The sequence below is a fragment of the Syntrophorhabdaceae bacterium genome, from assembly GCA_035541755.1.
Lineage (GTDB): Bacteria > Desulfobacterota > Syntrophorhabdia > Syntrophorhabdales > Syntrophorhabdaceae > PNOF01.
Genome location: DATKMQ010000113.1, coordinates 1 through 14,436, shown reverse-complemented (window position 1 = coordinate 14,436; position 14,436 = coordinate 1). Strand labels below are relative to the sequence as shown.

Here is a 14,436-nt window from a genome sequence, read left to right as displayed (position 1 = left end):
AAGCCGTATAGTCTGGACGAGCTCTACGAAAAGCTTCGAGGGTATTATTGACCGCGATGACCGATCATAGACGATCGACTGATGCGCACCGTTATACCGTTCAGATCTGTGTCTTCCCCACACCCAATCATTCTTTTTTCTTTTGATCCAGTACCCGGCGGACCGCCTGGGCGAACTCCTCTCGTGCCATGGGTTTCATGAGGTATTCTTTGATACCCGCTTCCCTCGCTATGTCCGGAGAGACGGTCTCACTGTGACCCGTGCAGAGGATGATCGGGATATCGGGCCGTATCTTGAGAAGCTCTTTGGAGAACTGAACACCGGTCATAGCTGGCATGGTGTGATCGGTAATCACAAGATCAAACTGGGAAGGATCGGAAGAGAAGAGTTTTAAGGCCTCTTTGATGTCAGTTACGGCGGTTACCTTATAACCCAGACGGGTAAGGGTAGTCCTGCCCCATTCGGTAAGCATGGGTTCGTCATCGATAAAGAGGATCCTCTCCGTGCCTTTCGCAGCCTGGACGGTACTTATCTCATCGTTTAGAGGTGAGGCCTTCACCTTGGGGAGGAATACCTGGAAGGTGGAGCCTGATCCCGGTGTGCTCTCTACGGTGATGGTACCTTGAAGGTCTTTCACGATCCCGTATACTACCGCTAATCCCATGCCGGTGCCTTTACCCACTTCCCGTGTGGTAAAGAAGGGTTCAAAGACCCGTTTCATCACATCCGGTGTCATGCCGATACCGGTATCCTTTACGGTGAGCTGCACGTACTCTCCGGGCATTACATCTTGTTCCAGTACGGGGGACTCCGGTGTGAAGTCGATATCGGAGAGGGCAATCTCTAAGGTTCCTCCTCTCTCCTGCATGGCAAGGGAGGCGTTCGTGGCAAGGTTCATGAGGATCTGCTGCACTTCAACCGGGGAGGCAAGTATTGTATCGGAGCTTGCGGTGATGGCGAGGTCGATCCTAATCGTTGTGGGAATAGAAGCCCGTAAGAACTGGATAGTCTCCTTGATAAGAGGGGTAAGCGATAGGGGACTTCTCTCATAATTGGTCTTTCTGCTGAAGATGAGGATCTGCTTTACGAGATCTCTCGCCCTCATTGATGACTTAAGGATGTACTGGAGGTGCCTTTTTACTTCCGGGTCGGTAGAATCTTCGAGCGCCATCTCGGTAAACCCAATGATAGCGGCAAGGATGTTGTTGAAGTCATGGGCGATGCCTCCTGCCAGGGTACCGACTGCTTCCATCTTCTGGGATTGGCGAAGGGCATCTTCGGCTTGCTTGCGTTCGGCCATTTCCAATTCCAGATCTTTGTAAGCCTCTTCCAACTCTGAAGTACGCTCTTTCACGCGCAGCTCAAGGCCATCGTAAGCTTGACGCAGGGTCTCCTCGGCGCGTTTGATCTCGGTGACGTCCTGGTAAGTGCATATTATCCTGTACACAGTGCCATCTTCCTTTAACAAGGGTTCAGCGTTAACGAGCATCCACGCGAGATCGGTCGCGCCCGGATTCCGCACGGCAACAAGTTGGTTTCTCACGGGCTTACCTGTCAAAGCCGCCTTTCGGACAGGGTGATCGTCAATATTCAGTGGTCTTGAATCTTCTCCATACACCCCCCATCGACTCCAATCCTGACTATTTATGTTCAGAATGTCGGATTCACTGTTAAGCCCGAACATATCCAGGAATGCGCGATTGACAACAGAGAATCTGCCCGAGTCGTCTATGAGTGCGACGGCTGAGTGGACATTTTCCATAAGCACTTGGAGCTGGTCTTCATTCCATCGAGAAGTCTCAAGCGCATTGCGGATTTCTTCCTCCATCCGCTTGCGGTCGGTGATTTCCCGAGCATAAATACGCGCAACACCAAACTGGGGAACAAGGTGAACGGTTTCAGCAAAAACCTTTTCGTTGATGGTTACCTCCCGGCCAACGGTTGATTGACTTGTCTTGTCCCAGTCTCGCAAGATGGCGGTAAGGTCCGTTGGAAGCAAGCAGCTGCAATCTTCTCCGTTCAAACCGAGATTTTTTATAACATTTTTACCAGCGGGATTACAGAAAGTGATCGCACCGGACAAATCCACTTCTATAATAGGGTTTGGATTGAGGTCCGGAAAAGAAGCGAGGTGTTTGGTGTGCTCTTCGGCTTCTTTACGTTCGGTGATGTCGCGGAAGACGAGCACGACGCCCATGGTCTTTCCGCCTTCGTCCCGTATGGGCGCGGCGCTATCGTCGATGGGGACTTCTGTGCCATCTTTTTTTATGAGGATAGTGTGGTTGGCAAGGCCGACGATCATCCCTTCCCGGAGGACCTTCTCGACAGGATTTTCAACCTCCTGGCGGGTCTTTTCGTTGACGATGTGGAATACTTCTGGTATGGGCTTCATCCAGGCATCCGTGATCTTCCAGCCGGTGAGTTCCTCGGCAATGGTATTCATGAAGGTAATCCTGCCTGACTCGTCGGTGGCGATGACCGCGTCGCCGATGCTTGCCAGGGTGGTGGCCCAGCGTTGTTCGCTCTCGCGCAGAAGAGTCTTTTCGTGGTGTAAAGTCTCCGCCATATCATCGAATGAACGGGCCAGGTCTCCAAGCTCGCCGCTTTTTACCACACGAGACACATTCACGGTATCCACCCCTGCGGCCAACTGCTCTGATGCCTTTTCCAATAACAGAATAGGATTCGCGATCACGCGTTTTCCTATGAGCCAGGCGAGGACTAACCCGATAAGGAATAAGGACACAAACACCGAGAGATTCCGGAGCATGGCCGCGTTTGCCTTCGAGACTGCTGAGGCGAAGGGTATGCTCGAACGGATGTACATGTAGGGCTCGGTTTCCTGGGGCAAGCTGATTCTTTTATAGGCGGCGATACGGAACCTTCCGTCATTTGCGACAGCCTCAAAGGTTCCCTCGTCGGGCCCCTGCTTCATCTTGGTGAAAACATCTCCACTGGGGTCACGGCGACCGATAAATCTTTCCGCATTGGGATTGTTGAGATTCATGCCGAGAATAGTCCCTTGATGATCAAGTATATTGAAAGCCGCATTGGGCGGGAGATTAAGCCTTTCGAAGACCTGTTGCGCATAGTCCAGGTTTAGTATGATTCCTATCACCGCCACGACCTCATTCGCGGCGTTCTTCACCGGGTATCCAAAGCTCATAACAGGTCTTTTCACTATCCGCCCTACAGAGTATTCTCCCGAGGAAAACGTACCGGTACGAATTGCTTCTCGAACAAATCGCCGGTCAGCCACGGACACCTTCCCTTCGGGGGGGACTGCCGATGCCCATATCTGACCGGCCTTATCGCAAATGGCGATATTGACTAATTGAGGGTTCTTCTTTAGAAGCTCAGAAAAAAGGGCATTGGTGGCTTCGCGATCGTGAGATCGCACTGCGGGAAGCAAACTGAGTGCGGCCCCCAGTTGTTCCGCGCCTGCAACCATATTTTGTTGTTGACTCGCTATGTCGTTGACAAACTTCAGAGACTCAGCTTTGGCATCGGCTATTGCTTGGTGACGTTCAGCTATCCCTGAGTGAATAATGAGGGCTATGGAAGGAATCGCCAACAGGGCGATCAAAATTATTAAGTGTAGGCGTATGGGCCACGAGTAAAATCTATTCATCATTTTCCATACCCTCCTCAATCATCTGATCAGATGTAGTTCCGCGTAACAAATAAGGATATGAATAAATACAATGTTTCCAAGGGAAGATTCAAGCGCTATTTATTGCCAATAGAAATGGCGCCACGAGGGCTTAGCCGACATGAACATAACTTCAGGAAGAACTGCTGAGGCGTTGCAAACGATCATTGGGGTTGGCCAAACACATAATCGTAGAATTCTATCGTGTTCCGGTATATTCTTTTGTCGTCCTCCTTGGCCAATTGTTCCATGGCGCATAAGAGCAATTCTAAATCCTCTCTTCTTTTCGGTGAAAGTTGCCATCTATGAGGCCAGTTAATGCAATTAGCCATTACCGATCCATTGGTCTTTTTTGGGATGGAGTAGTCGACGAGAAGGTGAGGTCGTTTAAAGAGGAGATTACTCAGCTGCTCATCTGCCGATGGGGTTTGTACTACCCCTATCATGCGAAAACTGTCGTACCACTCCGCAGCATCATCCACAGCCGCCCCGACCATGATATTGTAATCCTGAGCGACATAGAACTCGCCGTAAGCGGTCGCACCACGAAGAGGGATCTGTGCGATCATCGAATCGACAATTAGCATGGTAGCTATCTCTGCGTGAAGTTCCAGGGCGTAAAGAGGGTTTTCGCTGAATGTCCATATCACTATCATATCTGATAGGCCTTGAATATTCGGACTCAGTCCATGCTCTGAAAGACGCTGGAAACGCCCATTTCGGACTTTATCCCCTATGGCCGTCGCAAACCCATTGAGCCTTATCAGCCTTTCTGTCGGATTATCCATCCTCTCCCATATTTTCTTCCAGCCAATTACGTCCAGGAAAGTTATTGCACCCTTCTTCATTAAATCTCGATCATTCATTGCGCTCCCTCTGGAAATAGTACCCTGCCAAATCGGCATTCTTAGGATCAACGGTTGCCACCTGTACTATCGCACAATTTCAATGTTTTGGAAAGGAGGACTAAAGGAAGAAAGGGTGGGCGCGTTCCACCTTGTGTATTACACCCAGAATATTTGGTACGATCATCTCTGCCATAATTAAATTCTTATTAAAATCATCATTAGAACTTCTAATTTGACGGAACAGGGTGGGCGGGCTTAATCTAAACAGGCCTTACAGAATAATCCTTGTTTATACAGGCGATATAGGAGGATATGACGAAATGGATAATACAAAGTACGGGAAATATATCTTATGGGAACCCTTTGGCAAAGCTGCCCACCCTGAAATCCAGGTGCCGGTGATAAGCGTAGGGCGCAAGAGCCCCGTGGCCCAGTGGGGTGGGGTACCTTTTAACATGACTATGGAACCTGTTTCTTCACCGGTCTCCATGGGGGGTCACGGTCACACACATGATTTTGAGGAATTCCTGTGTTTTTTCGGTTTTGATCCCATGAACTATCGTGATTTCGCTGCGGAAGCATATATTATTCTGGGTGATGAGAAAGAGAAACATATCATCGATAGGCCTTCAGTTATCTATATCCCGCCAGGACTGGAACACTGTCCGCTGGTGTTTACGAGGGTGGATAAACCAGTGGTGTTTGGCTTTGTTCAATTCTCTCCTTATTTTATAGCCAACAAGAAACCCGAGGATTTGTAACAGGCCAAACGAAAACAGCATTACGAGATCCGCGAGGCTTTCCGCCTAATTGAACGCGCCTGCGAAGATTGTGAGAGGTTCATGGCATGGGAAGAAGGAGAAACATAGTTGTGATCGGCGGGTCTGCCGCAGGACCAAAAGCGGCCGCTCGAGCTAGACGGCTAGACCAGAACGCACAAATTACCATTATTCAAAAGGAGCCCGACCTTTCCATGGCCTCCTGCGGATACCCGTATTATGTAGGTGGTTTTTTCAATGAGCGAACCAAGCTCCTGTCCACCGGTAGTGGCATCCTAAGAAATCCCGATTACTATCTAAATACGAAAGGAATCCTAGCCAAGCCCCTGACTGAAGCCACCACAATCGATTGCTCCTCTAAGAAGGTCACCTGCAGGAACGTTTTTGCAGGTAACAGCGAATTTCTTGTTTACGACAAGCTGATCATAGCAACAGGATCAATTACCAGGATGCCCGATGTTCATGGAAGAAATTTAAATGGAGTCACGACCCTCAAGTCCATCTCTGATGCAGACTTTCTCAGGCGAGTGAGGGATGAGGGCAAAGTTCGAAGGGCAGTTGTTATCGGTGCGGGGCTTATTGGGATCGAAACATCTGAGGTTCTTCAAATGGCCGGCATTCGAACAACCGTAGTCGAACTGCTTCCGCAAATATTGTCCTTCCTTGATACGCAATTGGCAAGTCTCATAGAAGGCCACATCAGAGAAAAGGGTGCGAGCGTAATTACAAATATGGGGGTTACCAAGTTTCTGGGCAAGAACGGATCACTCGTGGCCGTGAAGTTGACAAACGGAATGGAACTTCCGTGCGAACTTGCAGTAATAGCCACGGGAGTGAGTCCGAATGTGGGGCTTGCACGTAATGCAGGTTTAAGGATTGGTAAGGCTGGAGGGATCGTGGTCGATCGATATATGCAGACATCTGACCCCGACATATACGCAGCAGGCGATTGTACTGAACAGTATCATCTGATTATAGGACGCAATAGGTACGTCCCGTATGGTGATCTGGCCAATCTTCAGGGGCGCGTAGCCGGTGAGAATGCAGTTGTTGGCAATGAGGTGACCTTTCCTGGCACCATTCAGTCAGGTATCTGCAAGGTTTTCGACTATGCAGCAGGAGCTACAGGCTTAACGGAGGACATGACCAAGGAGTTGGGCTATGATGACACCACCGCTGTTATCTATGCGGGACTCGACAAACCAGGATTCATGAACGGCAAAACGGTTATCTCAAAAATGATTGTGGATAATAGATCCCAGAAGATCATCGGATTTCAATGTGTAGGCCCCGGCGATGTGAGCAAACAAGTCGCCCAGGCGGCCATAGCGATTCAGGGCGGGATGGCCGTGAAAACATTGGTGAACCTTGATCTTCCCTATGCCCCTCCTTTTGCTCAGGCGATAGACAGTTTCATCGCCTGTGCCCACGTAATGGAGAATAAGATAAAGGGGCGCATGAGAGGGATAACGGCTGAGGATGTCATACAGAAACTTAATAGAGGGGATGACATGTTTCTTCTCGATGTCCGTACCCCGGGCGAATTCGAAGCCCTCCGCCTCGGTATCGGCGAGACTCTTATCCCTTTGGGCGAGCTAAGGAAGAGACTCAACGAACTGCCTAAGCACAAAACCAAAGAAATCATTGTCTACTGTAAAACTTCGCTCCGGGCTTATGAAGCGGAGCGGATTATCGAAGCCCATGGCTGGAATAACGTGGCAATAATGGAAGGCGGTATAGTCGCCTGGACCCATTCAAGAGCAAAATAAGAAGGATTCGCGTACCGCCGCTTCAACCAATTTTCGCTGTCCCCCAGAACCCCATTGGTCCATTTGAGCACATTTGGTTGACATCATTCGTTTCTCTCAATATACTTTGAGCTAGCGTAATTGCCCATGCTCCGGAGGCTTCAGTGGAGTGGCAACAGATCGTCGGATTCTATCAGGTGGCAAACCTTGGTAGCCTCACAAGGGCGGCAGAGGCGACCTTCAGAACCCAGTCCGCATTGAGCCAGCAGATTAGTGCCCTCGAGAAAGAATTTGGATGCTTGCTCTTTGAACGAATAGGGAAAAAGAAACTGGTTTTGACCCCCGCAGGGGAGAGGTTCCTCCAATTTGCTCAGAAGCTCTTAGGCGAACATGAGCAACTCGTGAGCGAGATAAAGGAGATTGGGAGGCTACACTCCGGCAGATTGAGGATAGCGGCCCAATTTGCTTTACTGTACTACTTTTTTCCCGAAGTCGTTCGCGAGTACTCCCAACTTTTCCCGCACGTCCAGTTAACGGTCATTGAACGGGCGCCGTCCGAAGTCATCGATCTGGTAAAGACCGGAGAGATTGATTTAGGGGTTGCCATGGAATCGATGGTACCCAAGGGCCTTGTGGCTATCAGGTTCAGAAAGACTAATACCTTACTCGTCACCCCGTCAGGACACCCCTTGGCAGGAAGAAAACGCGTACTCCTCGAAGATTTAGCGCGCTATCCTCTCATACTGCCCCCTAAACACATGAAGTACGCGGGGCATCATCTGGAACAAAAATTTGAAGCCTTGGGTATTCCATATCGAATCTCCATGGAGGCTTCAAATTTCTTTTTATCTGTGCGATATGTCGAAATGGGTCTGGGGATTGCTTTGTGTGCCAGAGGATTGGGGTGTGAGTCGCTGTTGGATAAGCGATTTGAGATAATTCCATTGGATCATATCATCGAACCCGATTATGCCGCCGTGGTGGTAAGAAAGGACAAAAACTTGCAACCACACCAGAGTGGATTCGTTTCGCTGGTTTTCAAGAAACTTGCAAACTATTCAGGCTCGCAGGCTGTTCTGACAGAAATCACGGACAGGTTCGATCCCGGCTCCCTCTAGCAGCGAGTTTCTTGGCTCCAAGCATCTTTGTTTATCCCTTAATTAAGTTTTCGTAAAGTGAAGTATCAGAAGTTCTAATTTGACCTCCAAATCTGGCGAATGTTACAAACATGACCATGAGGTCCCACCGCCGGACGCAAGTACCTAATTCTGGCATCTGTTCGATCACGATAACGTTTATCGGTATAAAGGGTGCCATGGCATAGGGAGCCAACAGGTCATGGTTTAAAGCATTGAAAAATGAGAAGGGGGTAATTTCATGAGTCAAACAAGTACTGTGGCGCTGAGTCAAATGGATGCTATCGGGCGAAGAACGATACGTAGAGTAAAATGGCGTTTGTTGCCGTTCATATGCGTGCTTTATTTTATCAACATGATCGACCGTTCAACCGTGAGCTATGCCGCACTAACAATGAACAAAGAGCTGGGTATATCGATGGTTGCGTTCGGTATGCTCACTTCTATCTTCGCCCTCCCATACTTCCTTTGCGAAGTTCCGAGCAATATGCTGCTGAACCGTTACGGAGCTAGAAGATGGATTGCCCGTATAATGATCACGTGGGGAATAGTGACGAGTCTGGCAATGTGGGCGCAGAACTACTGGCATATAGCGGCCGTGCGTTTCCTCCTCGGAATGATGGAGGCAGGGTTTCTTCCCGGGATCATGTTTTATCTCACGGTCTGGCTTCCGCAAAGGGAAAGGGCTTGGGCCATAGCCATGTTCAGCCTGGCCCTCCCATTGAACACGCTTGTTGGATCGCCCGTATCCGGATTGGTACTCGACCACGTACATTGGTTCGGATATTCGGGTTGGCGCTGGCTATTCGTGTTCGATGGCGTACCGGCTGTGATTCTCGGTATCTTTGCGCTATTCTACCTCACTGACCGGCCCTCAGAAGCCGGTTGGCTGAGTGAAGAAGAGAAGAATTGGTTGACAGAGGAAATCAAGAAGGAGGATGCAAAGAAAAGAGAAGCCAGGCGCGTGAAAATAACGGAGATATTTTCCAGTTTGAGAACATGGAAGATAGGAATAGTTTATTTATTCATGTCACTGGCCGGAGCCGGCATGGGCTATTTCCTACCGATGGTCATCAAGGAGTTTTCCAAGGTGTCAAACACTTCGGTGGGACTACTGATGATGATCCCGGCAATAGTCGGTGGCGTCTTCATGGTGACATGGTCTTGGCATTCAGACAGGACGATGGAAAGAAAGTATCATGCCGTGATCGCGATGGGATTGGGCATCATAGGGTTGCTTATGGCGTCTATGGTTCCAAGCCCGGTAATTAAAATGATGGGGATCACCCTCGGCATGATGGCTCTTTTTGGTGTCGTGGGTCCGTTCTGGGCGATACCTTCGTTGTACCTTGCAGGCACATCAGCGGCGGTCGGCATGGCAATCATTAGCTCTTGCAACGCCCTCGGCCAGTTCCTGGGGGGTTTCTGCAACGGTTACCTGATGAAGGTCGGGGGCAACGCCGTGCTTGCGTTCTCCGGGGCTTGCTACGTCATTTCCATGATAGTTCTTCTTACTCTGCATATAAGAAGGGGAGCGACGGCTGCAGAGGAATAACTATGCTGGGATCGGCCCTGTAGGCCACGATCACATCGGAAGAATCATGCTTTGCGATGTGCCGTAGGCACCTCCTCTGATCTTGCGCACAACAATGGCGGCCTATCGAGAAATACGATAGGTGGTGTAGGCGGTGGCGGACGTTCCTAGTCTTTTCCGAAATGCAAGGCGAAAGATACCAAGTTTTATATCGATTACGGATTGAAATCCTGTACGTTGAGACAAATGGGCAGGGTATAGATTCCAGGAAGCAATCGAGTGCGTGTTCCACCTACCAATGTTGACAATTGAGCAATTGCCAAGACTAACGATTACCAAGAGAAATCCTGTAATCCGGCTCAGTGAGGGTGCTTCCCGTCGTCCAGTACGTCCCTTACCTTCTCCAAGAGGGTATCGGGAGAGATAGGCTTCCCGAGAAAGTTCAACCCTTCTTCCCGGATCCCCTTATCGAGGATGACATCCTTCGTATAGCCGCTCGTGAAGAGTACTTTGACATCGGGTCTGATTTTTCTAATCTCTTCATAGGCTTCTCGTCCATTTCTTTTCGGCATGACTGAGTCAAGGATGAGAAGATCGATTTTGTCGGCTTTCTTGAACTGTTCTATGGCATCTACCCCGTCTATCGCCTGAATGGTAGTATACCCGTACGCGATAAGTATCTGGCTGAGTAAGCCTCGAAGCGTCTCGTCATCTTCGGCGATGAGGATAGTTTCATTTCCCTCTTTCGCCGGGGCCGGTGAGGGACTTTCTTCTTTACCGGCTTCGTTGGCGACTGGAAGGTAAATATGGAAGGTTGTTCCGATTCCCGGTTCGCTATGTACGGTGATATAGCCGTCATGCTGCTTCACGATTCCGTAGACCGTTGAGAGGCCGAGACCCGTTCCCTTCCCTACCTCCTTGGTGGTGAAGAACGGATCGAAGATCTTTTCCCGCGTTTTCTCATCCATACCCGAGCCGGTATCGGAGACGGAGAGTAAGACGTATACCCCTGGTTTACCGTACCCGTGGATACGCCGGAACTCATCATCCAATTCCACCATTTTTGTCTCTATCGTAAGGCTTCCCCCCTTCGGCATCGCGTCCCGGGCATTGGTGACAAGATTCATGAGTATCTGGTCGATCTGGGTGAGATCGGCCATGATGACGATCTTCTCTTTGGAGGGCTTTATCCTTAGCTCGATGTCTTCGGTGACAAGGCGTTGGAGGAGTTTCTCTGTCCCTTTGATAACGCTGTGTAAACTGATCGGCTTGAGGCTCACGGCTTCCTGTCTGCTGAAGGTTAAAAGCTCCCGAATCAAGTCCGCTGCTTTCTGGGAAGCGGAGAGAATCTGGTCCACATAGGTGGACAGGATCCCTTTGCTTAGCTTCATCTTGAGGAGAGCCGCATACCCCACGAGGGCCGTAAGAATGTTGTTGAAATCATGGGCAATGCCTCCTGCAAGGGTGCCGATGGCTTCCATCTTCTGGGACTGAAAGAGTTGAGCTTCGAGACGGGTTCTTTCTTCTTCTGAGCGTTTTTGCTCGGTAATATCCTCCACCGTGGTAAGAAAATACAAAAGCCGATCATCTTTGTCGCGCATGACGTTCACTCTAGCGGAACCCCATACAACTGCGTCGTCCTTTCGAACGTATCGTTTCTCCGTCTGATAAAACGGAATCTTTCCGTTCTTGAGATCGTTCACCCGGAGCACATCTTCTTCGATATAGTCAGGGTGTGTAATGTCTTTGAAGGTGAGCGAGCTTAGTTCTTTCTCAGTGAAACCGAGCATCCGACAAAAGGCTGCGTTTGCCCTGATAAAACGGAAGTCAGAGTCAACCATAACCATGCCGATGGGGTTTCCTTCGAACATTTTTCTGAACTGTTCTTCACTCTGCTGTAGTGTGTTTTCCATCTTTTTGCGCTCGGTGATATCCTGGTTTGTGCCGTATCTTTTAACGATTTGGCCTTTATCATCCTTAATGACACCTCCTCGTACCGCTATATAGCGCACTTCTCCATCGCGGCGAATAATACGGTGTTCAACTTCAGGAAGGGGTTCGGGGCCCGTTCTTGTAACGTTTTGTTTCACGGCTTGAAAGAAGATCGGCAGATCGTCGGGATGTATAAACCGTTTGGCATATTCTTCCCGCGTCATACGGTACCCTCCCTCCTGCTCGGCGGTGGTGCCGTACAAAGCGTAGAAGGGATCGTTGAAAACGTATGTTTGCGCTACGGGATCAAACTCCCAGTAAACGATATGCGCAAGGTTCATTGCTTCAAATAATTGCGTTTGGCTTGTACGCAGGGCTTCTTCCGCTCTCTTGCGCTCGGTGATGTCTATAAGAATGATCCTAAAACCGACTGTCTTGTCTTCACTGAGAACCGGGGTCAAATAAACCGTAAAGGGAAATCTGCTGCCATCTTTTCTTACTCCGATGTACTCCTTCCCATTCTGGCCTTGCCCCTCTATAAACTGTTGAATATTTCGCTCAGCTCTTCGGTGTTCCTCGGGAGCGATCATCTGGAAGATATTTAAACCCCTGTCAAAGTCTTTTTGGGTATAACCGAACATCTCAAAACTCGCTAGATTGGTGAAGGTTATATTCCCCGCGATGTCAATTTCGGCAACTGTCTGCGGCAGCGAATCGGCGAGATCTCTGTATTTTCTTTCGCCCTCCCTCAAGGCTTCTTCGATCCGTTGATGACTTACGTTTGACTCTTTGTGGTCCATAAACTCGTTTCTTATCAATTCAGTATCGGCAATAATCCTGCCCTTCATTGTAATTATCGCACAATAGGGCCGGAAAGTTAGAAAAGGGTTTTATTCTGAAGAGCATGATTACCATTTGAAATTGTTTTAGTGAAAGTAATAAAACCATCCATGTTTAATACAGGAAGGAAGCGAGTGCGTGTTCCACCTACAATTCGCGCATTGGGTCTGTCAAGAAGAACTGAGGATTACGGTTTGCAATGTAGTATCGGGCAGCGGCGGCTGCAAGGTATGATAAAGACAAATGTGCAGAGATTCTCATTATTCCTTCGTCTTTTGATCAAGTACTCGGCGAATAGCTTGTGCCGGTTCCTGCCGGGAGAGCCTGTCTGGCAAAAAGATATGAGAACGGAATCGCTATCAGGTCACCGATGATATAGGTGGCGAAAATCACCACATATATCACTGCATATGGTGGAAATTTGCCTTGCAATAGCAGAGGCAGTATCACACCTATGAACCATACAAGTTTATATGTAAGCTGAAGCAATAAAACAGGAGTAAACTTGAGCGGAGATCGCAAGCCTAAAATGGACAGAAACCCAAATGCAAGATAGACGCCGCCACAGATGCCTAAAACGATTGGATCTTGGGCTGGCCAACCGAACATGGATCGTACGACCTCGGGACTGATAATTATCCCCAAGCCCAGACCACCTGCCCCTATGATCGTATAAATATACATTATCTTGAGCCAGCCCCACCGAACACTGGTATCTTTCGACATGGCTTGTCCTCCTTTCTCGGTTGTATGATATCCTAATTTAGCACTTATAAAAGAATTGTCAACCCAGTTATATAATGGGGCGGATAGAGACTCAATCAGTCTGCAATACAACGGCAAAGGGAGAGTCAGCTATTACCAGTTGAAATCTTTATAGTTGTGATAGTGCGCAGGGTTAACGCTTTCAGCAAGAAAGTACACCGAAACCTGACCACCAAAAAGCCCCTCGAACGAGGGGCTGTGAGGGGTGCAAAGTCTGTTGGCTTTCCTCCTTTAGATGTACGATAAGAGTTTTGTTTGTTTCGGCCCGGGCTTGTAATCAATGGCGGGCTTGGGGTGCATCTGCGATTCATACGCCCTTGCCTTGAAGTCTTCTTCTCCTTCAACGGGGGTATGGTTTTCGAGCTTCGTGCCTTCGTTGTAAAAGTGATCCCATCCCCGACCCATGGAACGCCCTTTTGCGTTATGTTTGTCATAGGCATAATCAGGTATCTCCATGTGCCGTGAGGGGTGTTCGTTTAAGAGGGCGATGATCGCCCAATCAATGAGGCGGCTCTTTTTCGCCCTGCACAGAAGCAGTACCGCATGGATAAGGAAGAGCGTCTCGGAGCCTGAGTGATCGTCCTTCTTCTTTTTCTGCTGGCAGTACATATCATAGAGCGCCATGATGTTGGCCGGCATATTGGGCTCCGCGAGGCCGACATCCTCGGATGTGATGATTTTCATCCGCTTCCATGCGTACTCGCCGTACCCTGACGTTTCCAGTTCCGTTGCGAAAAAGAGGGCGACCTCTTCGTCGCCCCTGCGGATCGCCTTCTGAAATGCCGATGATACCTCAAAGAAGTCATACCCTTTCTTGGTTTTGATCTGATAGTGTCCCATAGTTCTCCTTTTACGCCGCTTCTGCAGCTGATTTTATGCCGTATCCGGCGTGAATGAGTTTCCGTAATTTCATGAGCTTCTGGATAACAAGATCGAGCGTCTCGGGGGTCACGCTTGAGTGGAAGGCCACCTTCTTCAGATGGGCCTCGCGCTCCTTGTCGATGGAAGTGATAAACCTCTCCACCGATCTAAGCACCGACTCAAGGTCGTTGATCGTATGCCTCTCGGCTTCGTTGATCGCCGTGAGCGCGAAGATGGACTCCTGATTCCTTCTGGCGATGATCCCATCGATGAACGCCCTCAGCTTGTTGAAGGATAAAAGCTCGCCCGTTGCGATCTTCCTGTACGCGACCTCCTGCTCC

General features: G+C 49.4%; 10 protein-coding genes. 4 read left to right on the top strand and 6 right to left on the bottom strand.

Features of this window, described 5'->3' with window-relative positions; all coding sequences use genetic code 11:
• Nucleotides 1-127 precede the first annotated feature (127 nt).
• Entirely contained in the window at nucleotides 128-3,634 is a 3,507-nt protein-coding gene (locus VMT62_11770; protein ID HVN97100.1) for a PAS domain S-box protein, read from the bottom strand.
• A 182-nt stretch (nucleotides 3,635-3,816) separates the two neighbouring features.
• Entirely contained in the window at nucleotides 3,817-4,518 is a 702-nt protein-coding gene (locus VMT62_11765; GenBank protein ID HVN97099.1) for a hypothetical protein, read from the bottom strand.
• A gap of 302 nt (nucleotides 4,519-4,820) precedes the next feature.
• Between VMT62_11765 and VMT62_11760 the strand changes: the two genes are divergently transcribed.
• From VMT62_11760 to VMT62_11745, 4 genes are all read left to right on the top strand, one after another.
• Entirely contained in the window at nucleotides 4,821-5,261 is a 441-nt protein-coding gene (locus tag VMT62_11760; GenBank protein HVN97098.1) for a hypothetical protein, read from the top strand.
• 86 nt (nucleotides 5,262-5,347) lie between these two features.
• Complete coding sequence (locus tag VMT62_11755; protein HVN97097.1) at nucleotides 5,348-7,048, top strand: FAD-dependent oxidoreductase; 1,701 nt, start codon at nucleotides 5,348-5,350, stop codon at nucleotides 7,046-7,048.
• A gap of 143 nt (nucleotides 7,049-7,191) precedes the next feature.
• Nucleotides 7,192-8,145 (top strand): LysR family transcriptional regulator, encoded by a 954-nt coding sequence (locus tag VMT62_11750; GenBank protein HVN97096.1) that lies wholly within the window; start codon nucleotides 7,192-7,194, stop codon nucleotides 8,143-8,145.
• 292 nt (nucleotides 8,146-8,437) lie between these two features.
• On the top strand, nucleotides 8,438-9,718 hold the full coding sequence (locus VMT62_11745) for an MFS transporter (GenBank protein ID HVN97095.1): 1,281 nt from the start codon (nucleotides 8,438-8,440) through the stop codon (nucleotides 9,716-9,718).
• 338 nt (nucleotides 9,719-10,056) lie between these two features.
• On the opposite strand, the gene VMT62_11740 is transcribed toward VMT62_11745, so the two are convergent.
• From VMT62_11740 to VMT62_11725, 4 genes are all read right to left on the bottom strand, one after another.
• Nucleotides 10,057-12,477 carry a PAS domain S-box protein gene (locus VMT62_11740; protein ID HVN97094.1) on the bottom strand — a complete coding sequence of 807 codons (2,421 nt, stop codon included), beginning with the start codon at nucleotides 12,475-12,477 and terminating at the stop codon, nucleotides 10,057-10,059.
• 271 nt (nucleotides 12,478-12,748) lie between these two features.
• On the bottom strand, nucleotides 12,749-13,195 hold the full coding sequence (locus VMT62_11735; protein HVN97093.1) for a hypothetical protein: 447 nt from the start codon (nucleotides 13,193-13,195) through the stop codon (nucleotides 12,749-12,751).
• Nucleotides 13,196-13,465: 270 nt separating this feature from the next.
• Complete coding sequence (locus tag VMT62_11730) at nucleotides 13,466-14,074, bottom strand: hypothetical protein (protein ID HVN97092.1); 609 nt, start codon at nucleotides 14,072-14,074, stop codon at nucleotides 13,466-13,468.
• A gap of 10 nt (nucleotides 14,075-14,084) precedes the next feature.
• Nucleotides 14,085-14,436, bottom strand: a 352-nt coding sequence (locus VMT62_11725) for a hypothetical protein (GenBank protein HVN97091.1), incomplete at its 5' end; no start/stop codon positions are given.

Excerpts from the sequence above, each read along its gene's own strand:
- VMT62_11770 (HVN97100.1), bottom strand. The coding sequence starts at position 3,634 with ATGATGAATAGATTTTACTCGTGGCCCATACGCCTACACTTAATAATT.
- VMT62_11765 (HVN97099.1), bottom strand. The coding sequence starts at position 4,518 with ATGAATGATCGAGATTTAATGAAGAAGGGTGCAATAACTTTCCTGGAC.
- VMT62_11760 (HVN97098.1), top strand. The coding sequence starts at position 4,821 with ATGGATAATACAAAGTACGGGAAATATATCTTATGGGAACCCTTTGGC.
- VMT62_11755 (HVN97097.1), top strand. The coding sequence starts at position 5,348 with ATGGGAAGAAGGAGAAACATAGTTGTGATCGGCGGGTCTGCCGCAGGA.
- VMT62_11745 (HVN97095.1), top strand. The coding sequence starts at position 8,438 with ATGGATGCTATCGGGCGAAGAACGATACGTAGAGTAAAATGGCGTTTG.
- VMT62_11740 (HVN97094.1), bottom strand. The coding sequence starts at position 12,477 with ATGAAGGGCAGGATTATTGCCGATACTGAATTGATAAGAAACGAGTTT.
- VMT62_11735 (HVN97093.1), bottom strand. The coding sequence starts at position 13,195 with ATGTCGAAAGATACCAGTGTTCGGTGGGGCTGGCTCAAGATAATGTAT.
- VMT62_11730 (HVN97092.1), bottom strand. The coding sequence starts at position 14,074 with ATGGGACACTATCAGATCAAAACCAAGAAAGGGTATGACTTCTTTGAG.